The sequence below is a fragment of the Streptomyces sp. NPDC026394 genome (assembly GCF_055567735.1).
This window is the reverse complement of the sequence record NZ_JBVHPX010000003.1, coordinates 532,130-555,684: the sequence shown is the minus strand read 5'-3', so window position 1 is coordinate 555,684 and position 23,555 is coordinate 532,130. Positions and strand designations below refer to the sequence as shown.

20 protein-coding genes and 1 pseudogene are annotated in these 23,555 nt (G+C 73.2%); 17 read left to right on the top strand and 4 right to left on the bottom strand.

Annotated features, from left to right (window positions below):
- Positions 1-62 precede the first annotated feature (62 nt).
- The 3 genes from ACZ4QV_RS10920 to ACZ4QV_RS10910 all read right to left on the bottom strand — a co-directional run bounded on the left by ACZ4QV_RS10920 (position 63) and on the right by ACZ4QV_RS10910 (position 4,784).
- The gene (locus tag ACZ4QV_RS10920) at positions 63-722 is read right to left on the bottom strand and encodes a response regulator transcription factor (protein ID WP_361150145.1); all 660 of its coding nucleotides are present in this window, start codon (positions 720-722) and stop codon (positions 63-65) included.
- Between the two features lie 912 nt (positions 723-1,634).
- Positions 1,635-2,957, bottom strand: a complete 1,323-nt coding sequence (locus ACZ4QV_RS10915) for a sensor histidine kinase (protein WP_361584259.1) — start codon at positions 2,955-2,957, stop codon at positions 1,635-1,637.
- 408 nt (positions 2,958-3,365) lie between these two features.
- Entirely contained in the window at positions 3,366-4,784 is a 1,419-nt protein-coding gene (locus tag ACZ4QV_RS10910) for a sensor histidine kinase (RefSeq protein WP_361879288.1), read from the bottom strand.
- Between the two features lie 150 nt (positions 4,785-4,934).
- On the opposite strand from ACZ4QV_RS10910, the gene ACZ4QV_RS10905 reads away from it, so the two are divergent.
- The 16 genes and pseudogenes from ACZ4QV_RS10905 to ACZ4QV_RS10830 all read left to right on the top strand — a co-directional run bounded on the left by ACZ4QV_RS10905 (position 4,935) and on the right by ACZ4QV_RS10830 (position 21,360).
- Entirely contained in the window at positions 4,935-5,642 is a 708-nt protein-coding gene (locus ACZ4QV_RS10905; RefSeq protein ID WP_361584265.1) for an RDD family protein, read from the top strand.
- A gap of 207 nt (positions 5,643-5,849) precedes the next feature.
- A pseudogene (locus ACZ4QV_RS10900) lies at positions 5,850-6,059 on the top strand (EsaB/YukD family protein); the annotation flags it as partial.
- 284 nt (positions 6,060-6,343) lie between these two features.
- On the top strand, positions 6,344-7,291 hold the full coding sequence (locus ACZ4QV_RS10895; protein WP_467762784.1) for a secretion protein snm4: 948 nt from the start codon (positions 6,344-6,346) through the stop codon (positions 7,289-7,291).
- Between the two features lie 537 nt (positions 7,292-7,828).
- Positions 7,829-8,803: a nucleotide-binding protein gene (locus ACZ4QV_RS10890; RefSeq protein ID WP_361149104.1), complete on the top strand. Its 975-nt coding sequence runs from the start codon at positions 7,829-7,831 to the stop codon at positions 8,801-8,803.
- Between the two features lie 188 nt (positions 8,804-8,991).
- Positions 8,992-9,393: an NADH-quinone oxidoreductase subunit A gene (locus ACZ4QV_RS10885; protein ID WP_031002969.1), complete on the top strand. Its 402-nt coding sequence runs from the start codon at positions 8,992-8,994 to the stop codon at positions 9,391-9,393.
- Positions 9,384-10,181: an NADH-quinone oxidoreductase subunit B gene (locus ACZ4QV_RS10880; protein ID WP_467762783.1), complete on the top strand. Its 798-nt coding sequence runs from the start codon at positions 9,384-9,386 to the stop codon at positions 10,179-10,181. The genes ACZ4QV_RS10885 and ACZ4QV_RS10880 overlap by 10 nt, the downstream gene beginning before the upstream one ends.
- Before the next feature lie 35 nt (positions 10,182-10,216).
- Entirely contained in the window at positions 10,217-11,554 is a 1,338-nt protein-coding gene (locus ACZ4QV_RS10875; protein ID WP_467762817.1) for an NADH-quinone oxidoreductase subunit C, read from the top strand.
- On the top strand, positions 11,551-12,516 hold the full coding sequence (locus tag ACZ4QV_RS10870; protein WP_031002976.1) for a complex I subunit 1/NuoH family protein: 966 nt from the start codon (positions 11,551-11,553) through the stop codon (positions 12,514-12,516). Before ACZ4QV_RS10875 ends, ACZ4QV_RS10870 begins: the two co-directional genes overlap by 4 nt.
- Positions 12,516-13,136, top strand: a complete 621-nt coding sequence (locus ACZ4QV_RS10865; RefSeq protein ID WP_467762782.1) for a NuoI/complex I 23 kDa subunit family protein — start codon at positions 12,516-12,518, stop codon at positions 13,134-13,136. The genes ACZ4QV_RS10870 and ACZ4QV_RS10865 overlap by 1 nt, the downstream gene beginning before the upstream one ends.
- A complete protein-coding gene (locus ACZ4QV_RS10860) occupies positions 13,133-13,786 on the top strand; it encodes an NADH-quinone oxidoreductase subunit J family protein (protein ID WP_467762781.1) in 654 nt (217 codons plus the stop codon). Before ACZ4QV_RS10865 ends, ACZ4QV_RS10860 begins: the two co-directional genes overlap by 4 nt.
- Complete coding sequence (nuoK, locus tag ACZ4QV_RS10855) at positions 13,786-14,205, top strand: NADH-quinone oxidoreductase subunit NuoK (RefSeq protein WP_361584276.1); 420 nt, start codon at positions 13,786-13,788, stop codon at positions 14,203-14,205. The genes ACZ4QV_RS10860 and nuoK overlap by 1 nt, the downstream gene beginning before the upstream one ends.
- Positions 14,202-16,235: an NADH-quinone oxidoreductase subunit 5 family protein gene (locus ACZ4QV_RS10850; protein ID WP_361584278.1), complete on the top strand. Its 2,034-nt coding sequence runs from the start codon at positions 14,202-14,204 to the stop codon at positions 16,233-16,235. Before nuoK ends, ACZ4QV_RS10850 begins: the two co-directional genes overlap by 4 nt.
- A 17-nt stretch (positions 16,236-16,252) precedes the next feature.
- Positions 16,253-17,902 carry a complex I subunit 4 family protein gene (locus tag ACZ4QV_RS10845; RefSeq protein WP_361584508.1) on the top strand — a complete coding sequence of 550 codons (1,650 nt, stop codon included), beginning with the start codon at positions 16,253-16,255 and terminating at the stop codon, positions 17,900-17,902.
- A complete protein-coding gene (locus ACZ4QV_RS10840; RefSeq protein ID WP_361584281.1) occupies positions 17,902-19,599 on the top strand; it encodes an NADH-quinone oxidoreductase subunit N in 1,698 nt (565 codons plus the stop codon). Before ACZ4QV_RS10845 ends, ACZ4QV_RS10840 begins: the two co-directional genes overlap by 1 nt.
- A gap of 402 nt (positions 19,600-20,001) precedes the next feature.
- Positions 20,002-20,865 carry a zinc metalloprotease HtpX gene (gene htpX / locus ACZ4QV_RS10835; protein WP_361149124.1) on the top strand — a complete coding sequence of 288 codons (864 nt, stop codon included), beginning with the start codon at positions 20,002-20,004 and terminating at the stop codon, positions 20,863-20,865.
- Between the two features lie 99 nt (positions 20,866-20,964).
- The gene (locus tag ACZ4QV_RS10830) at positions 20,965-21,360 is read left to right on the top strand and encodes a YccF domain-containing protein (RefSeq protein WP_361149126.1); all 396 of its coding nucleotides are present in this window, start codon (positions 20,965-20,967) and stop codon (positions 21,358-21,360) included.
- A 63-nt stretch (positions 21,361-21,423) separates the two neighbouring features.
- Here the strand turns inward: ACZ4QV_RS10830 and ACZ4QV_RS10825 are convergent, their stop codons facing one another.
- Positions 21,424-22,161, bottom strand: a complete 738-nt coding sequence (locus ACZ4QV_RS10825) for a hypothetical protein (protein ID WP_361149129.1) — start codon at positions 22,159-22,161, stop codon at positions 21,424-21,426.
- A gap of 116 nt (positions 22,162-22,277) precedes the next feature.
- On the opposite strand from ACZ4QV_RS10825, the gene ACZ4QV_RS10820 reads away from it, so the two are divergent.
- The gene (locus ACZ4QV_RS10820; RefSeq protein WP_361619940.1) at positions 22,278-23,477 is read left to right on the top strand and encodes a hypothetical protein; all 1,200 of its coding nucleotides are present in this window, start codon (positions 22,278-22,280) and stop codon (positions 23,475-23,477) included.
- The last annotated feature ends 78 nt before the right edge of the window (positions 23,478-23,555 follow it).

The window sequence follows — 23,555 nt, the reverse complement described above, 5'->3', positions numbered from 1 at the left end:
TCAGGTCCCGGGCGGCCCACGGAGCCGCCCGCAACCTGCGTGACTGACAGCGTGTCGGTTTCTCAGGAGTCGAGATAGGTGAGGACGGCCAGCACCCGGCGGTGATCCCCGTCACTCGGCGACAGGCCCAGCTTGAGGAAGATGTTGCTGACGTGCTTCTCCACCGCACCGTCGCTCACCACCAGCTGCCGCGCGATCGCGGAGTTCGTCCGTCCCTCGGCCATCAGCCCCAGGACCTCCCGCTCCCGCGGCGTGAGGTGCGCCAGTACGTCCTGCTTACGGCTGCGGCCGAGCAGCTGCGCGACCACTTCGGGGTCCAGCGCGGTGCCCCCCTCGGCGACCCGGACCACCGCGTCGACGAACTCCCGCACTTCGGCTACCCGGTCCTTGAGGAGATAGCCGACGCCGTGACTGGATCCCGCGAGCAATTCCGTCGCGTACTGCTCCTCCACGTACTGCGACAGCACCAGCACCCCCAGACCCGGGTGATCACGCCGCAGCCGGATCGCGGCCCGCACCCCCTCGTCCGTGTGCGTCGGCGGCATCCGTACGTCCGCCACCACCACGTCCGGCAGCTCACCCTCGGCCGCCAGCTCCCCGATGACCTTGATCAACGCCTCGGCGTCACCCACCCCCGCCACGACGTCGTGCCCTCGGTCGGTGAGCAACCGGGTCAGCCCCTCCCGAAGCAGCACCGAGTCCTCGGCGATGACCACCCGCACCCTGTCCTCCACGGCTCTTCCTGCCCCCACGTCTTGATATTTCCCCACCCTGCGCCCCCAGCATCCCAGCATCCGATCCCGACCGCCCCCACCCGCCCTGAATCGACGGACACGACTGCGGACGGGGCGGGGGCGCCGCCCGGGACGGGGCGGGGTGTCATTCGGGTCGGGGCGGGGGTGCCCCGGGGTGGGCGGGGGTGTCAGCCGGGATGGGGCGGGGGTGTCGTTCGGGATCGGACTCGGGTGGTGCTCCGGGCAGGCGGGGTGGTGACGGGCGCCATTCCGGACAGGGCGGATGGGGGCGGAGGGCGGGCGGGGGAGCGGTGCGGGGCCGGGTACGAGTTGCTGGCTGGGTGGCTGGGTGGCTGGGTGGCTGGGTGGCTGGGTGGCCGGTGGCCGGGGCGCCGGGGCGCCGGGTCGCTGGGTGGTCGGGGGGCCGGGGTGCCGGGCCGCTGGGTGGTCGGGGGCCGGCTGGCCGGGGCGGCGGATAGCCGGGTCGCCGGGGCGGTGGATTGCCGGGCGGGCGGGTGGCGGGATGGCCAGGGGCGGGCGGTCGGGAGTGCCGGGCTGTCGGGTCTCTCGGGGCGCCGCGCTGTCGGACTGCCGGGTCTGCCGGGCCTGTCGGGGCGCTGGGCTGCCGGGGCGCTGGGCTGTCGGGTTGCCGGACCGCCCGGACCGCCCGGACTTCTCCCGGCCCCCGGGCCCCCACGTCCCCCCTCCGGGCCCCCACGTCCCCCCTCCGGGCCCCCACGTCCCCTCCGGCTCCCCCAACGCCCCGGCCCCCGGATCGCCCAGGTGGCCCATGTGATCCCGGCGATCCCGGCGATCCGGGCAGGTGGCCGGGCAGGCCGGGTGGTCCCGGCCGGGTTACGGCGTGGCCCGGCTCGGTCCGGCCGGGTCACGCCGGGGAAGTCAGGCGCGCCAGGGGAGGTCTGCCGTGACGGTGGTCGGGCCGCCCGGCGGGGAGTCGACGACCAGGAGGCCGTCGACCGCGCTGAGCCGCTCGGCCAGGCCCGCCAGCCCGCTGCCGGTTTCCGTGCTCGCACCCCCCTGCCCGTCATCCGCGACGAGCACCATGAGCCGGTCCGCCACCTGCCACACGTCCACGGAGGCGCTGCTCGCCCGGGCGTGCTTGGAGACGTTCTGGAGCAGTTCGGAGACGGTGAAGTAGGCGATGCCCTCGATGGCCGCGGCGGGACGGAGGTCCAGGTCGACGGAGACCTTGACCGGCACCGTGCAGCGGGCGGAGAGGGCCGACAGCGCCGGGCCCAGTCCGCGGTCCGTGAGGATCGCCGGGTGGATGCCGCGCGCGAGGTCCCGCAGCTCCTGCAGGGCGATCTTCACCTCGCCGTGTGCCTCGTCCACCATCTTCGCGGCGGCCTCCGGGTCCTGCGCCAGCTTCTCCTTCGCCAGGCCCAGGTCCATCGCCAGCGACACCAGCCGGGCCTGCGCGCCGTCGTGCAGATCCCGCTCGATGCGCCGCAGGTCGGCGGCGGCGGTGTCCACGACCACCCCGCGGTCCGTCTCCAGCTCCGAGACGCGCGTGGCGAGCAGGGAGGGGCCGAGCAGCCCGTGCACCAGGACGCGGTCCACGTGCGTCAGACCGCGTATCAACCACGGTCCGGCCAGGACCAGCAGCAGGCCGAGCCCGCTGGTCATCGCCATGCCGGGCGGGGAGTCCAGGTACAGGCCGTCTCCCCGGCCGTTGCCCCACAGCTGGATGCCCGGCTGGTCGAGGTAGGCGGGGAACGTCCACTGCCACAGCGGGTAGAGGAACAGGGACCAGGCCGCCGTCCAGAACGTCACCGCGAAGACGAAGGCGAAGACCGCCCAGGGGAAGTGGAGTATCGAGTACAGGAGATGGCGCCAGGAGACACCGCTCTTGAGCACCGCGAAGACCCAGCTCATCATCCCCGGCTTGGCGGCACGCACCGGCTCCGGATGCTCCACGTCCAGATCCAGCAGCGCGCGCGCCCGGACCCGCTCCAGATTGCCGAACCCCCGGCAGCCGAGCAGCGCGCCCGCGAGCACCGGTATGCCCAGGAACGTGACCAGCAGGCCCGCACCGACCGAGACCATGGCGACGGCGTAGCAGAACATCACGCAGGCGACCGGGAGGCTCAGCAGGAGGTAGAGGAACTCCCGCCAGGTACGGCCCGCGAACGGGGCGCGCAGGGCGATGGGCACGCGCGAGGCTGCTGGTGAGGGGGAAGGGGGGCCGTAGGCGGTGTCCATGGTCTCGTCGTCCGTTCTGCCAGGTCCGGGTCGGCCTGCTGCCGGCGCCGTTGTACACCTCCGGCAGCGTCCAACCGCTGCCGCGCCGTCAGACCCGCTGCATCCGGCTCTTCCGACTACCTCAAGACTCCGCGCTCGCCGCCTTCCGCACCATGAGGGAAAGCGCAGTCTTCACCCTGGGGTTTTCCCCACCCCCGCCCCCCCCGCCCGGCGAAGGGGTGGCCCCTCCGACGACCTCACAGGCGGCGGGACTCCCGCCCTCGCAGCCCGTACGCGTCCCGTCCCCGCAGCCCGTACACGCCCCGTACACAGCCCGTGCGTGCTCCGAGCGCGTCCTGCGCGCATCCTGAGCGCGTCACGCGCACGTGCCCCGTACGGACTCCGTACGCGCCCCGTGATCGCCGCGCATCAACTGCCGGCGCCCACGCCTCTCCGCCGAGCTGCCCGTTCCCCCACGCCCTGCTCACCATTGCCCCGTTCCCGCACGCCCCGCTGCCCCTTGCTCCGCCCGCGTGCCTTCCAGCCGCCGCGCGGCGCCGCTCCCGCTGCGGCCCCCGCGCCCCTGCCCGCGGCCTGACGCCCGTCCTCTTCCCCCGCCCGGCCCCGCCACGGCAGCTCGGCCGTCACCCGCGTCGGCCCGCCGGGCGGCGAATCGAGGACGAACACCCCGTCCACCGAACCCAGCCGTTCCGCGAGCCCGGCCATACCGCTGCCGCCGTCCAACCGCGCACCGCCCCGTCCGTCGTCCTGGACCTGGATCAGCAGCCGGTCCTGGGCGCGCCAGAGCTCCACCCGCGCCGCCCGCGCGCCACTGTGCTTGGAGACGTTCTGCAGCAGCTCCGAGACGGTGAAGTAGGCGATGCCCTCGATCGCCGGCGCGGGCCGCTGCGCCACGTCCACCTCCACCGTGACCGGGACCGTGCAGCGACCCGCCAGCGAGGTGAGGGCCGGGCCCAGCCCGCGGTCCGTGAGGATCGCCGGATGGATGCCGCGCGCGAGGTCGCGCAGCTCCTGGAGGGCGAGTTTCACCTCGCCGTGCGCCTCGTCGACCATCTGGGCCGCCGCGTCCGGGTCCTCCAGCAGCTTCTCCTTGGCCAGGCCGAGGCCCATGGCCAGGGCCACGAGCCGGGCCTGCGCCCCGTCGTGCAGGTCACGTTCGATCCGGCGCAGGTCGGCGGCGGCGGTGTCGGAGACCGTCGCGCGGTCCGACTTCAGCTCGGCGATCCGCCGCTCCAGTTCGTCGGAGGGCGACAGCAGGCCACGCACCATCATCCGGTCCACGTTGGCCAGTCCGCGCGCGATCCAGGGCAGCGCGGGCCAGAGCAGGAAGAACGAGACGACCGTCAGCGGGAAGGTCAGGATCGACCACGGCAGCCGGATGAACGCGTACAGCGCGTGCCGCCACCCGACCGGGTCCTTCAGGCGCAGCCACAGCCAGGTGAAGAAACCGTTCCCCGCCGTGTGCAGCGGGCTGGGCTCGTCCACCCGCACGCCCAGCAGGCACCGCGCGCGGGCGCGCTCCAGCTTCCCGTACTGACGGCACACCAGAAGGCCCACCGCGAGCAGCGGCAGCCCCACGACGGTGACGGCCAGCCCGATGCCCGCCACCAGCCAGACGGTCAGTACGGCGAAGGCCAGGACGCCCAGCGGGAGGTCGGTCAGGAGGTGGGCGACCTCCCGCCAGGTCGCGGAGGCGAGCGCGGCCCGGGGCGGCGGCAGGGGATCGCCGCCGTCGTGACGGTGGCCGTGACCGATGGCGCCCGGCGCCGGTGCGGTCCCTCCGGGGAGGGGATCGTGGCGTCGGTCGTGAGCGGAAGGTGCGGTCATACGCCCTAGCTTGCCGGTCACCACGCGTGGCGACCATGGGGAAGGTCGGTGACCGGAGGTGGGGTTTTCCTCACCCCGCAGCCCCGGGCCGGGGCGGTCACGGAGGGCGCGGCTTGTGCGAAGGCGGATCCGGCAGCTTGGATCTCCGACATGAGTGAGCACCAACAGGGACCGTACGGGCAGCAGTCGCCCTACGGACAGCAGGGGCCGTATGGCCAGCAGCCGCCCTACGGGCAACAAGCACCGAACGGACAACAACCGCCCTATGGGCAGCAGCCGCCCTACGAGGCGTACGGGCAGGGGCAGGCACCTGGTCACGGGGCGCCGGGATACGGAGCGCCGGGATACGGGGCACCCGGATACGGCGCGCCGGGCCAGCAGGGGTACCCGTACGGAACACCGCAGGCGGGCGGGCCGCCCACAGGCATGCTGGCAAGTCAGGGGACGCGGCTCGGGGCGCGGGCGCTGGACGGGGTCTTCCAGGTCGCCGCGGTCGTCGTCATCCTCGTCGTGGTCAGCATCGTCCAGTCCCTGCTGCCGCGCGGGGCCGGAGTGGGCATACCGACAGCCCTGGCCGGGATCGTCGGCGTCGTCGCGGTGCTGCTCTACGAGCCGTTCATGAACTGGAAGTACGGCGGCACGTTCGGCAAGCGGATCTGCGGTCTGCGGGTCGCCCGGCTGAGCGACGGGGCGGCGCTGTCCTTCGGGCAGGCGCTGGGGCGTTGGGCCGTGGTGTTCCCGATGGGGTTCGTGCCGTTCCTGGGGCTGCTCAACGTGCTGTGGTGCTGCTGGGACGAACCGTTCCGGCAGTGCTTGCACGACAAGGTGGCCGGCACCGTGGTCGTCAAGCGCGTGTAGGCGCAGGTCAGGGGCTGCTGGGCTGATCGGGGGCGAGTGGCCCGGAGGCTGTCGGCCCGAGGGCGGGCGGCCTGGGTGCGGCCGGGCAGCCGGCCGGGGCAGGTGGTTCCGGGGCGGGTGAGGCGAGTCGTATCGTGTCGCGGTGCGGTGCGGTGCGGTGGGGTGGGGTGGGGTGGGTTCCGGTTCTAGTACGGGGGCGTGGTCGGCATGGTGAACGCTGAGGCCGAACAGCGGGTGACGCTGCGACGGCTGGTGCTGGCGGGCGAACAGCGGCGGATCGACTTGGTGTTGCCCGCGCACGCGCCGATCGGCGAGCTGCTGCCCGAGATTCTGCGGACGGCCGGTGACCGGACGGCCGGTGACCGGACGGCGCACGAGCCGCCGACGTGCCGTCTGGTGACAGCGGGCGGAGCCGTACTCGCGTGGAGCGAGACGCTTGCTTCCGCGAATGTGACGGACGGGTCCGTCGTACGACTGGTACGGGAGCACGGCGTGTCCGAACCCCGGCCGGGCGGAGCGCGCTCGGCGAGACGACGGGTGGCCCGCGTGGCCAGGACGACCGCGGTGGCCACGCCGACCACGGCGGCGATGGCGGTCACGAGGGCCGTGACGACCACGACAGGTACGTCTGGCGATGGGACGAGCGGAGCCGGACAGGGGCGGCGGTCGCGGCCGCAGTGCTGCTCACCGTCGTTGCCTGCGTGTTCGCAGGCCGCCAGTACGGGCTCGACCGGGCCGCACTGTGGCTCGGCCTGGCCACGGTGGCCGCGACCGGAGCCGGTGCGGCGGCCGGCCTCCTGCTCACCAGAAAGGCACCGGCTACCGCGCTGCTCCTGGTGGGCGGAACGCTCGGCGTGTCCGCCTCCTGGGGCGCGGCGCCGGGCGGTGCCCCGCGCCTGGCCGCCGTCGGGCTGACGGTGGCGGTCGTCCTCGCGCTGCTCGGGCTCTGTACGGGCCTGGGACGTGGCGGACTCGTCGGAGCGGCGGCCGTCGCGGCCGCGGTCGGCGGGTGGGCCATCGGGCTGGTGGTCGCCGACCCGGCCCGTACCGGTGTCGTACTGGGCGTGGTCTCGGTCCTCGTACTGGGACACCTGCCGCGGCTCGCGCTGTCGTCGGCCGGGCTGACACGTCTGGACGACCGCCACTCCGGAGGCGCACCGGTCAGCAGGTACCGGGCCGCGGCGGCGCTGGGCGCCACGCACCGCGGGCTCACCCTGGCCGCCGTCACGACGGCCATGTCGGCCGGGGCGGGCGGCGTACTGGCCGTCGGCGGCACCGGCGACGCGTCCGGAACGGTGGACGGCTGGGCGGTGGCGGCCGCGGTGCTGCTGAGCGTCGTGCTGTTCTCGCGGGCACGGGCCTACCCGCTGGCCCTGGAGGTCGTGGCGCTGCTGGTGGCCGGCGCGGCGGTCTGCGTACGGCTCGTCCTGCTGTGGGGTTCCGACGGCGGGGACCCGACAGCCGCGCTGACCGTGCTGAGCCTGTCGGTGGCGGTGCCGCTCGCCGCCCTCGCGGTGCGGCCGCCGGAACACGTACGGCTGCGGATGCGGCATCTGACGAACCTGGTCGAGGCGGTGAGCGTGGTGGCGCTGATTCCGGTCGCCGTCGGGGCGCTCGGGGTGTACGGCGGTCTGCCGGACATGTTCTGACCAGCCGGCCGGCCGCGAAGGACCGGCCGGGTCGACGAAAATGATCGGCCGCGACGGTCGGCCGGAGCGATCAGTCCGACCAGAAGGGGCGGCGGAGGGTTCATGTCAGGACAGACGGGGCAGCCGGGGCAGCCGGGGGCGGAGCAGCCAGGGCAGGAGGGGCAAGCGGGCCGGACGGGGCAGGGAGGGCAGTCGGGGCGGCCAGGGCCGGTGGTGCCGCCGATGCCCGGGTATGCGCCGGGGGCGGGTGGTGGCGCTGTGCCGGGCGGCGGTGCGGTATCGGGCGGCGGTGCCCCTGGTCGCGGGACGGCGCCGACGGCTCCCGCCGCGATGCCCGGCGGCACGCCCGCGGCGCCCGCACCGGTGGCCGTGCCGTTGCCCGGGGCCCGGTCCGCTCCCGGTGCCACGCCCGCGCCCGAACCCGTCATACCGGCTCGTCCGAGTGGCCCGGCCGGCCTGGCCGGCAGCCCCATGAACCCGGCCGGCCCGAGTGGTCCGGCCGGCCCAGTCGCCCCCACAACAGGTGTGCGGCCGCACATGCACCAGCCGCATCGCCCGGCCTCCACCCCCACCCCCGTCTCCGTCCCCGTCCTCCCACCCGAGCTCGACGGTGTGCAGGCCAAGCCCCGGCACGGTGAGACCGTCGCCCGTAGGGCCGGGCGGGCGCTGCGGCGCGTGTTCGCCTCCTCGGCTGCGGCCGAGACCGAGGCCGTCACGCGCGCCGCGCACGCCATCCAGCAGCCCGTGACCACCGGCCGCCAACTGGCCGTCTCCAGCATCCGCGGCGGTGCGGGCAAGTCCACGGTCGCCGCGCTGCTGGCCCTCACGTACGCGCACTACCGCTCGGACCCGGTGCTCGCGGTGGAGGCCGACCCGGCGCTGGGCACGCTGCCGCACCGGCTGGGTGTGCGGGAGGTGCGCTGGTCCGGCACCGATCTGGCGCAGATCGTCGACCCGTCCATGCTGATCACCGACCTGACCGGTTACCTCCTGCCGTTCACGGGCGGCGGCTGGCTGCTGCCCGGCAGTCAGGGCGCGATCGGCGCGCGGCTGGATCTCGACACGTACCGCATCGTCATGACCTCCCTGCGCCGCCACTTCGCGACCACGGTCGTGGACTGCGAGACGCTGCCGGCCGAGGTGGCGCGTACCGCACTGGTCACCACTCAGGCGCGGGTCCTGGTGACGCCGGCGACCGTGGAGGGCGTACGGGCGACCAAGTCCGTGCTGGAGTGGATGGGCGGGGTGCACCGCGGGCTGCTGCCGACCGCTGTCGTCGTGCTCAACCACACGTCGCCCGACGGGGGCATCGACGTACGCAAGGCGGTCGAGCACCTGGGGGCAGGCGGCGCGGCGGTGCTTCCGCTGCCGTACGACCGGCATCTGGCCGGTGGCGGTGCCGTCCGTACGGAGCTGCTGGGCGAACGGACGCGGGAGGCGGCGGCGCGGCTGGCCGCCGAGGTGATGGACCGTGCGGTCTCGCGCGGGCCGGGCAGGCAGCGCGAAGGCTGAGCCGCCACGCGCGGTGCCACGGGGACGTGTACGGGGTCCACGGTGCCGGGTCCAGGTGGGGCGAAGTCGGGCCATAGCCGTCCGCCAGGTGACGCGACTGCTCACCTGGGGCGGGCCAGGGCCTAGACTCCCGTGCGTACAGATCGTCGAAGTCGTTGAACAAGAGCAGTCAGGGAGCGAGGGCGGACGTGCCGGACGCGACCGTACGCACCAGCCTTGCCGCGGACTATTTCCAGGGGTACTCGGTCGTCGGGCTCATCGCCGTGATCGGCGTGCTCTTCGTGGCCGTGGCCTTCGGTGCCGGGCGGCTGCTGCGGCCCGTGGTGCCCACCCCGGAGAAACTGCTCACCTACGAATGCGGCGTGGACCCGGTGGGCGAGGGCTGGGCACACACCCAGGTCCGCTACTACGTCTACGCCTTCCTCTACGTGATCTTCGCCGTCGACTCGATCTTCCTGTTCCCCTGGGCGACGGTCTTCGCCGCCCCCGGTTTCGGCGGCGTCACGCTGGTGGAGATGTTCATCTTCCTCGGCTTCCTCGCCGTCGGCCTGCTCTACGCATGGAAGAAGGGCGTCCTGGAATGGACGTGACGAACGCGAGGCCGGCCACCGCGACGGGCACCGAACTGCCCGTCGTGTCCGCCGGCGGCACCGTCGAACGACGCCGGCTGGGCCCGCTCGCCCGCCTGGCTCCCGAACCCATGAAGGTGGTCCTGAACTGGGGCCGCCGCTACAGCCTGTGGGTCTTCAACTTCGGGCTGGCCTGCTGCGCGATCGAGTTCATCGCCGCGTCGATGGCGCGGCACGACTTCATCCGGCTGGGCGTGATCCCGTTCGCACCGGGCCCCCGGCAGGCGGACCTCATGATCGTCTCCGGCACGGTGACGGACAAGATGGCGCCCGCGGTCAAGCGTCTGTACGAGCAGATGCCGGAACCGAAGTACGTCATCTCGTTCGGAGCGTGCTCGAACTGCGGCGGGCCCTACTGGGACTCGTACGCGGTCACCAAGGGGGTCGACCAGATCATCCCCGTCGACGTGTACGTCCCGGGCTGCCCGCCCCGGCCCGAAGCACTGCTCCAGGGCATCCTCAAGCTGCAGGAGAAGATCGCCCGTGAGTCGCTGGGCGAGCGGTACGGGGTCGCGGGCAACGGCGACGCGCCTTCCGGGCCGTCGGCTGCCGCGCTGCGCAGCGGGCTGGTGACGCCGCCTGCGCCGGAGGCTTCGGCCGAGGCGGGGGAGCCGGCCGGGACGGGGACGTCGGCCGAGGCGTCCCGGGGTGAGGCGTCCGGGGCCGAGGCGCCCGGGGGCGCGGCATCCGGGGGCGCAGCCGAAACCGACACCGGTGGCGGGAAGCCGAAGGGAGCGGGGGACCAGTGAGCGACGAACAGCCTCCGGTCCCGCCGGCCGAGGACATGCCCGCCGACGCGGCCGAAGCCGCCGGGACGCCGTCCGAGTCCGCCGAGTCCAGCGAGCCCGCCGAGTCGGCCGAGGCCACCGAGTCGGTCGAGGCGCCGCCCGTCGGGTGGCTGCCCGGTTCCGCCACCGACCTCTTCGGCCCCGGCGCGACCGCCGAAGAGGCGTACGACCTGCTGACCGTCGACGTACCCGCCGACGCCTGGATCCCGGCGCTCACCACCGCCCGCGACGACCTCGGATGCAGCTACTTCGACTGGCTGAGCGCGGTGGACGAGCCCGGCACCGGCTTCCGCGTCTGCGCCCACCTCGCCGACATCGCCCGGCCCGGCCGCGTACGGCGCCTGGTGCTGCGCACCACCGTCCCGCACGCGGCGGCCGTACTGCCCACCGCCACCGAGGTGTACGCGGGTGCGGGCTGGCACGAGCGGGAGACGCACGAGATGTTCGGCGTGGACTTCACCGGCCACCCGTACCTGGAGCCGCTGCTGCTCCCCGAGAACTTCGAGGGCCACCCGCTGCGCAAGGACTTCGTGCTCGCCGCACGGGTCGCCAAGGCGTGGCCGGGCGCGAAGGAGCCGGGTGAGTCCGAGCACGGCGGGCCCAAGCGCCGCCAGATGCTGCCGCCCGGCGTGCCCGACCCGAACGAGTGGGGCCCGCTGAAGGGCCAGTTGCCGCCTGCCCCGGCCCGGCCCGCCCGTGGCGCACGCGCGGCCGGTGCCCGTGCGGCCGGCGGGGCGGCGGGGGAGCGGCCCGCCCGCCGTACGCGTACGGCGGGCGCGGGCTCGGCGAGCCAGCAGAGCGCCGCGGACAGCGCGCGGACGCCGGCCACGGACGCGGGGGCCTCCGCCGGGACTCCGGCCGCCGCCCCGGCTTCGCCCCCGGCCCCGGCCTCGGCCGCCCGGCCGGAACGCCCTGCCCGCCGGACGCGCAGCGCCGGCCAGGGCTCGGCCAGCCAGCAGGCGGCCGGTCAGGAGCCGACCGGTCAGCAGTCGTCCGGCCACGAGTCGACCGGTCAGGAGTCGTCCGGTCAGCAGGCAGGCCAGGCGTCCGGCCAGGCGGCGTCCGGGCAGGCGCCCGCCGTCACCGGCTCCTCGGACGCTCCGTGGCACCACGCCCGCCCCGCTTTCGAGGACGAGCCGAAGACCGGCGAGAAGCGCGCAGCCGAAGCCGCACCAGCAGCCGGAGCCGCACCCGAGCCCGCACCCGCCCCCGAAGAGAAACCCGCAGCCGAAGGCGAACCCGGGCCCGAGCCCGAGGGCACCGGCCCCAGCGACGGCACCACCGACGACCCCGGCCCCAGCGACGCAGTGGAAGAAGGCGGGACCAGACCATGAGCGACGCCCTCGACATCGCCCTGCGCCTGATCGCCGTCTTCGTCGCCTTCCTGGTCTTCCCGCTGGTCATCGGCCAGACCGAGCACAAGGTCATGGCCCATATGCAGGGCCGCCTCGGCCCCATGTACGCGGGTGGCTTCCACGGCTGGGCGCAGCTCGTGGCCGACGGGGTGAAGTTCGCGCAGAAGGAGGACGTCGTCCCGGCCGGTGCCGACCGGCGGATCTTCCAGCTCGCGCCCGCCGTCGCGCTCCTGCCGTACCTGCTGGTGCTGGTCGCCATCCCGCTCGGCCCGGACAACGCGGTCGGTCAGTCGCTGGACGCGGGCATCTTCTTCGTCCTCGCCGTGATGGGCGTCGGCGTCCTGGGCTCGCTGATGGCGGGCTGGGCCTCGGCCAACAAGTTCTCGCTGCTCGGCGGCTTGCGTACGGCCGCCCAGCTCCTCGCGTACGAGCTGCCGATGCTGCTCGCCGCGGCGTCCGTCGCGATGGCCGCCGGAACGCTCTCGCTGCCCGGCATCCTGGACGCCTTCCACTGGTGGTGGGTGCCGTGGCAGATCGTCGGCGGCCTGGTCTTCTTCACGGCGGGGCTGGCCGAACTGCAGCGGCCGCCGTTCGACATGCCGGTCGCCGACTCCGAGATCATCTTCGGCGCGTACACCGAGTACACCGGGCTGCGCTTCGCGCTGTTCCTGCTCGCCGAGTACGCGGGCATCCTCGTCCTGTGCGCCCTGACCTCCGTCCTCTTCCTCGGTGGCTGGCACGGACCGTTCGGCGCCGACGGGCTCGGCTGGCTGTGGACGCTGCTGAAGACCGCGGTCCTGGCCTTCGGCGTGATCTGGCTGCGCGTCAGCTACCCGCGGCTGCGTGAGGACCAGTTGCAGAAGCTGGCCTGGACGGTGCTGATCCCGCTGGCCCTCGCCCAGATCGCCCTCACCGGCGTCGTCAAGGTGGTGATCTCGTAATGGCCCCGGAGAAGAAGTCCGGCTGGCCCGGCAGCGGTCTGGCCAAGGGGCTGGCCGTGACCCTTCGGACGATGACGAAGCGTTCGGTCACCGAGCAGTACCCGGAGGTCCAGCCCGAACTGGCACCGCGCACCCGCGGTGTGATCGGGCTGTTCGAGGAGAACTGCACGGTCTGCATGCTGTGCGCGCGCGAGTGCCCGGACTGGTGCATCTACATCGACTCCCACAAGGAGACGGTGCCGCCCGCCGCGCCCGGCGGCCGCGAGCGCAGCCGTAACGTCCTGGACCGCTTCGCCATCGACTTCTCGCTGTGCATGTACTGCGGTATCTGCATCGAGGTGTGTCCCTTCGACGCGCTGTTCTGGTCGCCGGAGTTCGAGTACGCCGAGACCGACATCCACAACCTCACCCACGAGCGGGACAAACTCCGCGCATGGATGTGGACGGTCCCGGAGCCGCCCGCCCTCGACCCCGCGGCCGAGGAGCCCAAGGAGATCGCCGCCGCCCGCAAGGCCGCCGACAAGCTCGCCGCGCAGGAAGCGGCCGAACGGCAGGCCGCGCAGCAGGCGACCGAGGAAGCAGCCCGGAACACCGCCCAGGAACAGGAGGGGGAAGCGTGACGCTCGCCGCCGCAAGCCACGGTTTCCTCTCCCCGACCGGGGTCGAGATCGCCTTCCTCCTGGTCGGCCTCGTCACCCTCGGCGCGGCCGTGGTCACCGTCACCACCAAGCAACTGGTGCACGCCGCCCTGTGGCTGGTGGTCGCCCTCGGCGGTATCGCCGTGGAGTACCTGCTGCTGACCGCGGAGTTCATCGCCTGGGTGCAGGTCCTGATCTACGTCGGGTCCGTCGTCGTGCTCCTCCTGTTCGGACTGATGCTCACCAAGGCACCCATCGGCCGCTCCGCGAACGCCGACTCGGGCAACCGCTGGGCCGCGCTCACGGTGGCCGTCGCCTCCGCCGCCGCGCTCGTCTGGGTCGTCACGGACGCGTTCCGTACGACCTGGATCGATCTGGACGGCGCGGTGCAGGGCTCCACCGAAGCCTCCGGGCGCAGCCTGTTCCAGTACTGGGTGCTGCCGTTCGAAGCGCTCTCCGTCCTCCTCCTCGCCGCCCTCGTCGGCGCGATCGTGCTCTCCCGCAAACACGGAGACCGCGAGCGGCCCGGCGCCGGCAAGGGGCCCGGCGGCAAACAGCCCGGCACCCGCAAACGGCCCGGCTCCCGCGAGCAGCCCGGTGACCGCGCACGTCTCGGAGAGGACCAAGGCTGATGCATCTCGCCTATCCCGCCGTCCTCGCCGTCCTCCTGTTCTGCGTCGGCCTGTACGGCGTCCTCGCCCGCCGCAACGCGATCCTCGTCCTGATGTCGGTCGAGCTGATGCTCAACGCGGTCAACCTGAACCTGGTGGCGTTCGACGTCTGGCTGCGCGACAAGCTGCACGCCGGCCAGGCGCTCACCCTCTTCACCATCGCCGTGGCCGCCGCCGAGATCGGCATCGGCCTGGCGATCGTGCTGCTCGTCCACCGCAACCGCGGCAGCTCCGACGTGGACCGCCTCCGCGACCTCGCCGAGCGCCCGGACAGCAGCGGCCCGGACGACGGCAGCGACCCGAACGACGACAGCACCGGCGGCGCGGACGGTGCCGCCGGCCGGCCGCAGCCGGACCACCGGGCGGAGGCCGCCGCGTGACGACCACGACCACCGCCGTACTCGTACCTCTCCTTCCCTTCCTCGGCGCCCTCGCGGGCATCCTCCTCGGCCGCCGCGCGCCCGGCTTCGTGCGCCCGCTGGCCATCCTGCCGACCGTCGCCGCGGCCGCCCTGGCCGTCGTCGTGGCCGTCTCCCAGGGCGGCGGCGCCGGTGCGGGGAAGGCCCCGGTGGACGCCGCGACCCGGCTCAGCCCCACCGGCTCGGTCCCCGTCGACCTCGCCCTGCACATCGACGGCTTCGCCGCCCTCGTCGCCGTACTCGTGGCCGTCGTCGCCTGCTGCGTGCAGATCTACTCGACCGGCTACCTGCGCGACGACCCGCGCTACCCCTCCTACGCCGCCCTGGTCTCCCTCTTCACCGCCGCGATGCTGCTGGTCGTCTACTCCGGCGACCTGATGGTGCTGCTGGTCGGCTGGGAGATCATGGGCATCTGCTCGTACTTCCTGGTCGGGCACTACTGGGAGACCGAAGCCGCCCGCTCCGCCTCCCTCAAGGCGTTCCTCGTCACCAAGCTGGGCGACGTCCCCTTCCTCTTCGGCATCTTCGCGCTCGCCGCCGACGCCGGGACGTTCCGCATCACCGGCATCCTCAAGACGGTGGCCGTCGGCGGCCTGGACCACCCCACCCTCGTCGCGCTGCTCCTGCTGGCCGGTGTCGCGGGCAAGTCCGCGCAGTTCCCGCTGCACACCTGGCTGCCCGACGCGATGGCCGGCCCCACCCCGGTCTCGGCCCTCATCCACGCGGCCACCATGGTCGCCGCCGGCGTCTACTTCGTCGCCCGTCTCCTCCCCGTCTTCGCGGCGTCCGCCACCGCGATGGTCGTCCTCGCCGCCATGGCCGCTGCCACCATGGTCGGCTCCGGTCTCGCCGCCCTGGCGCAGGACGACATCAAACGCGTCCTGGCCTACTCGACGGTCGGCCAGCTCGGCTACATGACCGGTGCCCTCGCCGTCGGCGACCGCGGTGCCGCCGTCTTCCACCTCCTGTCGCACGGCGCGTTCAAGGCCCTGCTCTTCCTCGCCGCCGGTGTGGTCATCCACGCCGCCGGCACCAACTCGCTGGCCGCCATGTCACGGATGCGCGGCCTCGCCCGGCGCACCCCCGACGCCTACTGGACGATGACGGTCGCGCTGCTCGCCCTGGCCGCCATTCCCCCGTTCGCCGGCTTCTTCTCCAAGGAAGCCGTCCTGGGCGCCGCCGAACACGCCGCCACCGGTCACCCGACGGCCTCCGGCACCCTCGCCGCCGTCCCCTCCGCGGCAGGCTGGACCGTTTTGATCGCCGGGCTGCTCACCGCCCTCCTCACCGCCGGGTACGCGACCCGGCTGTGGCTGCTGGCCTTCCACGGCAAGGGCCCGGAACCCGCGCCCGACCACGGCAAGCAGCCGGTCGTCATGAACACCGTGCTGTGGGTGCTGTTCGTCCCCACCCTCGCGCTGGGCCTTGCCACCCCCGTCCTGCCCGACTGGTTCGACGGCCGCTCGCTGACCCCGACCCTGACCACCTCCGTCCTGGGCACCGGTGTCGCCCTCGTCGGCGCCCTGGTCACCTACGGTGCCTGGCGGCACACCACCGCTCTCGCGGCGCGCGTCCCGCTCGGCGCGGTCGCCGTGGACCCGGACGCCGCCCCCGCGGACTCCGAGGAGCGCGCCATCGCCACCCACGCCGCGGCCTACGGCGACAACGCCGGCGCCCCGGACCCCGCCGACCCCGGCCGGCTCCTCCTGGGCCCGCTGCACCGCCCCGCCGCCGTCGGCTTCCACCTCGACGCCGTCTACACCGCCCTGTTCGTCCGGCCGGTGCGGGCCGCGGCCCGGCTCGTGCGCTTCCTCGACCGCGAGGTCGTCGACACGTACGTGCACGGCGCGGGCACCGCCTCCCGCTGGCTGGGAGCCGCCGTCCGCCGCGCCCAGACCGGCAATGTGCAGACCTACCTGGGCGCGCTGCTCGCGGGCTCGCTCGTCCTGGCCGTCGCCGTCGTCCTCGTCGCTACGGGCACGGGAGCCTGACCGTGAATCACACCGCTATGCAGCTTCTCCTCGCGGCCGTCGTCGTCCTCCCCCTGCTGGGCGCGGTCGCCGCCCTGCTCCCGGCCCCGCCCGGTCTCAAGGGCCGCGACCCCGACCAGGCCGTACTGCGCCACGGCGTGACCGTCACCGGTGTCGTGCTGGCCGCGGCCGTCGCGCTGGCCGTCGGATTCGACCACGACCACCCGGCCCGGATGCAGGCCACCACCGACATCAGCTGGATCCAGGCGCTCGGCATCCGGATCCATCTCGGCATCGACGGCATCTCGCTCCCCCTCCTCGTCCTGACCGCGCTGCTGACCTTCCTCTGCGCGCTCTACAGCTACTTCCACCTGCCCGCGGGCCCGTCCCCCAAGGCGTTCGTGGCCCTGCTCCTGGTCCTGGAGGCCGGCACCCTCGCCACCTTCGCCGTCCTGGACCTCGTGCTGTTCTTCCTCGCCTTCGAGATGGTCCTCATCCCGATGTACTTCCTCATCGCCCGGTGGGGCGGTGCGCAAAGGACGTACGCGGCGTGGAAGTTCATCCTCTACACCCTCCTCGGCTCGGTCGTGATGCTGCTGGGCCTGCTCCTCGTCGGCCTGAAGTCCGGCACGTTCGACATGGTGGCACTAGCCACTGACAACGGCCCGAACTCCCAGCTCAGCCACACCGTCCAGCTCCTCGCGGTGCTCGCGATCGGCATCGGACTGGCCGTCAAGGCACCGATGTGGCCCCTGCACAGCTGGCTGCCCGACGCGCACACCGCCGCCCCCACCGTCGGGTCGGTGCTCCTGGCCGGCGTCCTGCTGAAGATGGGCACGTACGGCTTCGTGCGCATCGCGCTGCCCATCGCGCCGGACGGCATGCACACCTTCGCCCCGTACCTCGCCGCCTTCGCCGCCGTCGGCATCGTCTACGGCTCGCTCGCGTGCCTGGCGCTCGCCCGGCGTGGCGCGAAGGGCGACCTCAAGCGCCTGATCGCGTACAGCTCGGTCGGCCACATGGGCTTCGTGCTGCTCGGCATCGCGACCATGACACCCACCGGCGTCAACGGCGCGCTGTTCGCCAACATCGCGCACGGCCTGATCACCGGCCTCCTCTTCTTCCTGGTCGGCGCCCTCAAGGACCGGTACGGCACCACCGACCTGGACCGGCTCGCGGGCCGCACCGGCGCCGCCCTGTACGGGCGCGCACCGCGCTTCGGCGGCCTGCTGGCGTTCGGCGCCGTCGCCTCCCTCGGCCTGCCCGGGCTCGCCGGGTTCTGGGGCGAGATGCTCGCCATGTTCGGCGCTTTCGAGCCCGCCGCGGGCCTCAGCCGCCCCGCGTTCCTCACCTTCATGGCGCTGGCCGGCCTCGGCACGCTCCTCACCGCCGCGTACCTGCTGATCGTCGTACGGCGGGTGTGCATGGGGGGCAAGGAGCCGGCCGAGGAAGCCGGGGCGGCCGGGGCGCCGGAGCCCGACGGGGCGGCCGGTCCGCTCGGTGCTGACGGGGCACCAGAGGCCGCCGGAGCCACCCGTACCGCCCCCGACATCCCCGACCTGGCCCGCTACGAGTACGCGGCCTGGTCCCCCCTCGCCGTGCTCACCGTCCTCGCCGGCCTGTGGCCCGCGGCCCTCCTCGGCCTCACCGACCCGGCCGTCCAGCAGCTCCTCGGAGGCGGTAAGTGATGAGTTCCGTGACCTCCCTGGTCCAGTCCGTCGACTGGGTCGCCGTCGCACCGCCCACCATCACCGCCGCCGTCGCCCTGGCCGTCCTGGTCGCCGACCTCTTCGTCCCGCAGCACCGCAAGCCGCTCCTCGGCTGGTGCGCGATCGGTGGCCTCGCGCTGGCCGCGCTCTCGCTCGTCCCCCTGGTGGCCGGGGACCGCCGTACCTTCTGCCTGACCACGGACCCGGGCGTGTGCAGCTACGCCGCCGACCACTTCGCCGTCGTCATCCAGTTCCTGGTGCTGGCCGGCGCCCTGCTCACCGCCCTGCTGTCGGTCACCGCCGTCGAGGACCACCGGCTGCCCGCGGGCGAGTTCTGGTTCCTGCTGCTGTCCTCCGCGGCGGGCGCGGCCCTGCTGCCCGCCTCCCGGGACCTGGCGACCCTCGTCATCGCCCTCGAAGTGGCCTCGCTGCCCGCCTTCGCCCTCGTGGGAATCCGGCGCGCGGACCGCCTCACCTCGGAGGCGGCCCTGAAGTTCTTCCTGTCCTCGGTGGCGGCCACCGCGGTCATGCTCCTGGGCGTCAGCTTCGTCTACGCGGCGACCGGCAGCCTCCACCTGTCCCGCGTCGCCACCGCCCTCACGGACCTGCCCGACCCGCAACTGGCCACCCTGGCCACGGCGGGCGTCGCCCTGACCCTCGTCGGCTTCGCCTTCAAGACCGCCGCCGTGCCGTTCCACTTCTGGGTGCCCGACACCTACGTGGGCGCGCCACTGCCGATCGCCGCGTACCTCTCCGTCATCGGCAAGGCCGTCGGCTTCTCGGGCCTCATCCTGGTCACAGTCGAGGGCTTCCCCTCGTACGCGGACGTCTGGGGCCCGGCCGTCGCCGTCCTGGCCGCCCTCACCATGACCGTCGGCAACGTCGCCGCGCTGCGCCAGGCCCCGGAGCGCGCGCACAGCGCGGTACGCCTGCTCGCCTGGTCCTCGGTGGGGCAGGCGGGCTACCTCCTGGTGCCGATCGCCGCCGCCGGGTACGCCGACGACGCGGCACACGCCATCGGCGCGACCGTCGCGTACGCCCTGATGTACGCGGCCGTGAACCTCGGCGCTTTCGGGGTCGCCGCCCTCGTGGCCCGTACGAGCCCCGCCAACCGCATCAGCGACTACCGCGGCCTGGTCACGCGCCGCCCGCTGCCCGCCCTCGCCCTCGGCTTCTTCCTGCTCTGCCTCGCGGGCCTGCCGCCCGGCATCATCGGCCTGTTCGCCAAGGTCACGGTCTTCTCGGCGGCGGTGGACGCGGGCCTTGCGTGGCTCGCCGTCGTCATGGCCGTCAATGTGGTCATCGCGCTCTACTACTACCTCCAGTGGACGGCGGTGCTCTTCCGTGCGGCGGGGGAGACGGCTGACGCGGCTGAGGCGACTGTGGCGGAAGGTGCGGTTGAGTCGCGGGTGGAGGTCGGTGCCCGGGCCGGTGCTGGTTCTGGCGCCGAGGCCGGTCCCGGGGCAGACCACGGGACCGGAGCGGGTGGCGAAGGGGCCGAGGGGCCCGAGGGGGCCCGTACCCGGGCTCCCGAGACGGTCGGGCCGGCCGGACTTCCCAAGGCGAAGGTCCCGGCTCCGCTGGCCGCCGCGATCGCCCTCGCCGCCGTCCTCGGCATCGTCCTTTCCGGCGCGCCGCAGCTCGTCCTCCGCTTCGCCTCCGGCGCGCTCCTCTGAGCGCGCCGCGCGGGCGCACCCGGCACCTCTCGTGAGCACGGTCCGAGCCTGACGGTGGTCCGGGACCGATCGAGGACCGAGCCTGACGGTGGTCCAGGACCGATCGCGGACCGATCCTGAGCGCGGCCCGGCCGCTCTCCTTCCCTCCGGCCGCGATCTTCGGTCACTCCGGCACGGTTCCCCGGCCGACTGCTGGCCGGAATGCGACCGCCGACGATCACTTCGCCGGGGCGCCCGGAATGCGCCCGTGCGCGGGCTCACTCGCACGGCCGTACGCCGTCCCCGCATGCACAAGGGAACTAGCGCCCCTCATCTGGCGTTGACCAGACAGAAAGGGTCCACTGAAAAGTGGAGGAAACGTCAGCAAAGGGTTCCCCTGCCGCACCACCTGGAGGGCGTACCGTGCACCGCAGGCACAACGGGCTCAAGACCGCCGTACTCCTCGGGGGACTGTCCGCACTCATCATCGTCATCGGCGGACTTTTCGGCCGTACGGGCCTGATCATCGCGGTCCTCGTGGCCCTGGGAACCAACGCCTACGCGTACTGGAACAGCGACAAACTCGCCCTGCGGGCGATGCGCGCCCGCCCGGTGAGCGAGTTCCAGGCCCCGCAGCTCTACCGCATGGTCCGCGAGCTGTCCACGGCCGCGCGCCAGCCCATGCCCCGCCTGTACATCTCACCGACCCAGGCCCCCAACGCCTTCGCCACCGGCCGCAATCCGCGCAACGCCGCCGTCTGCTGCACGGACGGCATCCTGCACCTCCTGGACGAACGCGAGCTGCGCGGCGTCATCGGCCACGAACTCAGCCACGTCTACAACCGCGACATCCTCATCTCGTCCGTGGCCGGAGCCCTGGCCTCGGTGGTGATGTTCCTGGTCAACTTCGCCTGGCTGATTCCCATAGGCCGTTCCGACGACGAAGAGGGCCCCGGCATCCTCGGGATGCTCCTGATCATGATCCTCGGGCCGGTGGCGGCCTCCCTCATCCAGCTGGCCGTCAGCCGCTCCCGCGAGTACCAGGCCGACGCCTCCGGCGCCCAGCTCACCGGCGACCCGCTCGCCCTGGCCTCCGCGCTCCGCAAGCTGGAGGCCGGCACCCGGCAGCTCCCGCTGCCGGCCGAACCACGGCTGGAGACGGCGAGCCACATGATGATCGCCAACCCGTTCCGGCCCGGTGACGGGATGACCAAGCTCTTCTCGACCCACCCGCCGATGCGCGAGCGCATCACCCGCCTCGAACAGATGGCGGGCCGTCAGTCCTGACATCGGCCCCCGGCCGCAACTGTTTCCGACCGCCGCTGCGTCTCCCTGGAGGAAAGACACCACCACCGCACCCCACCGGTGCACGGAAGGCTGCCGACCATGAAGCTCATCCTCAACGTCATCTGGCTGATCCTGAGCGGCTTGTGGATGGCCGTCGGCTACGTCCTCGCAGGCATCATCTGCTGCATCCTGATCGTCACGATCCCCTTCGGCATCGCCTCGTTCCGCATCGCGGGCTACGCGCTGTGGCCCTTCGGCCGTACGACGGTGGAGCGGCGCGACGCGGGTGCCGGCTCGGTCATCGGCAACGTCATCTGGGTCATCTTCGCGGGCTGGTGGCTGGCGCTGGGCCACATCGTCACGGGCGCCCTGCAGTGCGTGACGATCATCGGCATCCCGTTCGGCATCGCCAACTTCAAGATGGTGCCGCTCTCCCTGCTCCCGCTCGGCCGCGAGATCGTCCCGACGGACCAGCCCTTCGCCGGGCGCTACTGAGCAGGTCGCGGGATACGGGAGCCCCGCTCCGTCCCGCCCCTCGCTCCGATCGCGTACGGGCCCTCACCGCCGTACGAGCCCCCGAGGCGTCACGTACCGCTGGAAACCGAGCGGTGTGACGCCCGGGATGCTCGCGATGAGGTTCATCACCGCGCCGCCCTGCTGCAGCGACGTCTCGACCACCCGCTGGTGCGCGGCCTCGTCCGTCCACTCGCTGTAGTTGAAGACCCGGCTGCCGTCCTCGCTGATGTGGAAGTTCGAGGAGATCCCGCCGGATCCGGTCCGCGAGGTCCCGGCCGAACCGGGCTGCACCTCGCCCAGCATGTCCAGCAGGCCGTCGACGAGCTGCCGTGCGGCCTCGTGCCCCGTCGTCTCGAAGGAGACGGCCACCACGCACCCCGGCTCCGGCTGTTCGCCCTGCGGCAGCAGGCTGCGGTAGTAGCGGTAACGCCGCGCCCCGCCCGCCTCGACGGCCGCCCGGGAGGCCCCGGCGGGCCCGTCCTCCCCGTCCGCCCACTGCCCGAAGCCGAGGACGGTGCGGCCGTCCGTACCGGTGAGGTAGACCTGCGAGACCAGGCCGTCCGGCAGCGGCGCCGCCCGCAGCGCCCGCGCGGCGCCCTCGGCCATGGCCTGCTGCCGCTCCGGGCTGCCCGCGTCCCACTCGCTGATCAGTACGGTGCCGACACCGGCCCGCCGGATGTCGGGCAGGGTGTCCGCCCGGAACCCGTCCGGGGCCGGGAAGCCACCGGGGTCGGCATCGTGGGCGTGCGCGGTCCGTCGGGTGTTCGTTTCCGAAGTCATGTGAACAGCCTCTGACCTCAACCAAACGTGAGGTCAAGCGCCTGCTCGTGAAAATCGCACGGTGTGCGAGGGTGTCCCCTTCGGGAAGATCAGATGTACGGGGGCGATCGACGGTCATGGCGCGAACCGGCAGATGGATCACGGCATTTCTGGCGGCCGTCGCCGCGCTGGTGCTGCTCGGGCCAGGGGCCGGCGGTTCGAGCGGGGCGCAACTGGACGCCGGGAAGCCGGTCTTCACGCTCCGTTCCCACACGCCGTACGTCCTGCCCGAGGAGAACCTCCCGTACGGCTCCACGGGCGCCTTGGAGGGCGTCCCCCGCCTCACTCCCGCTTTCGGGAACACCGGGACCGCGGCGGCGCCCCGGGGTGTGGTGCTGCGCGTGGACCTCGAAGACGTGCAGTTTCCCCGCAACCCTGGCGCCATGGTCCACGACAACTGCTACTACGGGGTGGGCGGCGGCACGGTCTTCTGCGAATTTCCGGACGCCGTGCCCGTGGGGGCCGCGTACGAGACCGCCGAGCCCCTCCCGTGGGTCACCAGCAATTCCGACGTGGTCGAGGGGGCGTACCGGTACTCCGTGTGGCCGCTGGGCGATCCGCCCCCGGGCACCGAGGACTACAAAAAGCTGGACGCGCGCGGTTCGGGACCCGCACTCGGTCTCGTGCCGGTCGCCGTCGACTCTGTCAAGGGCGGCGGTGAACTGCGCTTCGCTCCGCCCTCGCGGGCGCGGGCCGACTGGTCGGTCAAGGGCATCACCCTCCGCGGCCGGGTCGGCGAGTACGTCACCGTGGGGATGGAGGAGGTCGGCCACGGGGGAGACAGGGTGCGCGTGGACCTGCCGCCGGGGACGTCGTTCGCCCCGCTTTCCAGGGCGGAGCGGGAGGGGACCCCGTCCGAGCAGTACACCTGCGGACGCGACGACCTGGACGGGCAGCTCTACTGCAGCAACCAGCCCAACTACATATCGCTGCGGGTGCGGATCGACCGTCAGGTCGAAGGCGCGGTGGGGAAAGTGTCGGTACGCGAACCCATCCGGGGGGACACCGACCCCACGAACAACTCGGCGCCGATAGAGCTGGAGATAACGGGCACCGCCCCACCCGGCGAGACCGATCCACCCGTCGAGACCGCCGCGCCCGGCGAAGCCGGCCCCGGCGCATCCGCGCAGTCGCCCATGTCGCAGTCCGCCCTCTCGGACGACCGCCGTACCCCTGGGAGCGCGCTCGCCTTGGCAGCCTCCGCCGCCGCTCTCGCGCTGGTGACCGCCCTCCTCACCCGCCGCAAGCGCGCCCGGCGGGCAGACGGCCCGGCATAGGGAGAGGGCGTGTGGAAGAAGGCGTGCGGGACAAGGCGCACGGAACGCGACGGGGGCGCGGCGCCGAGACGGTTCTCG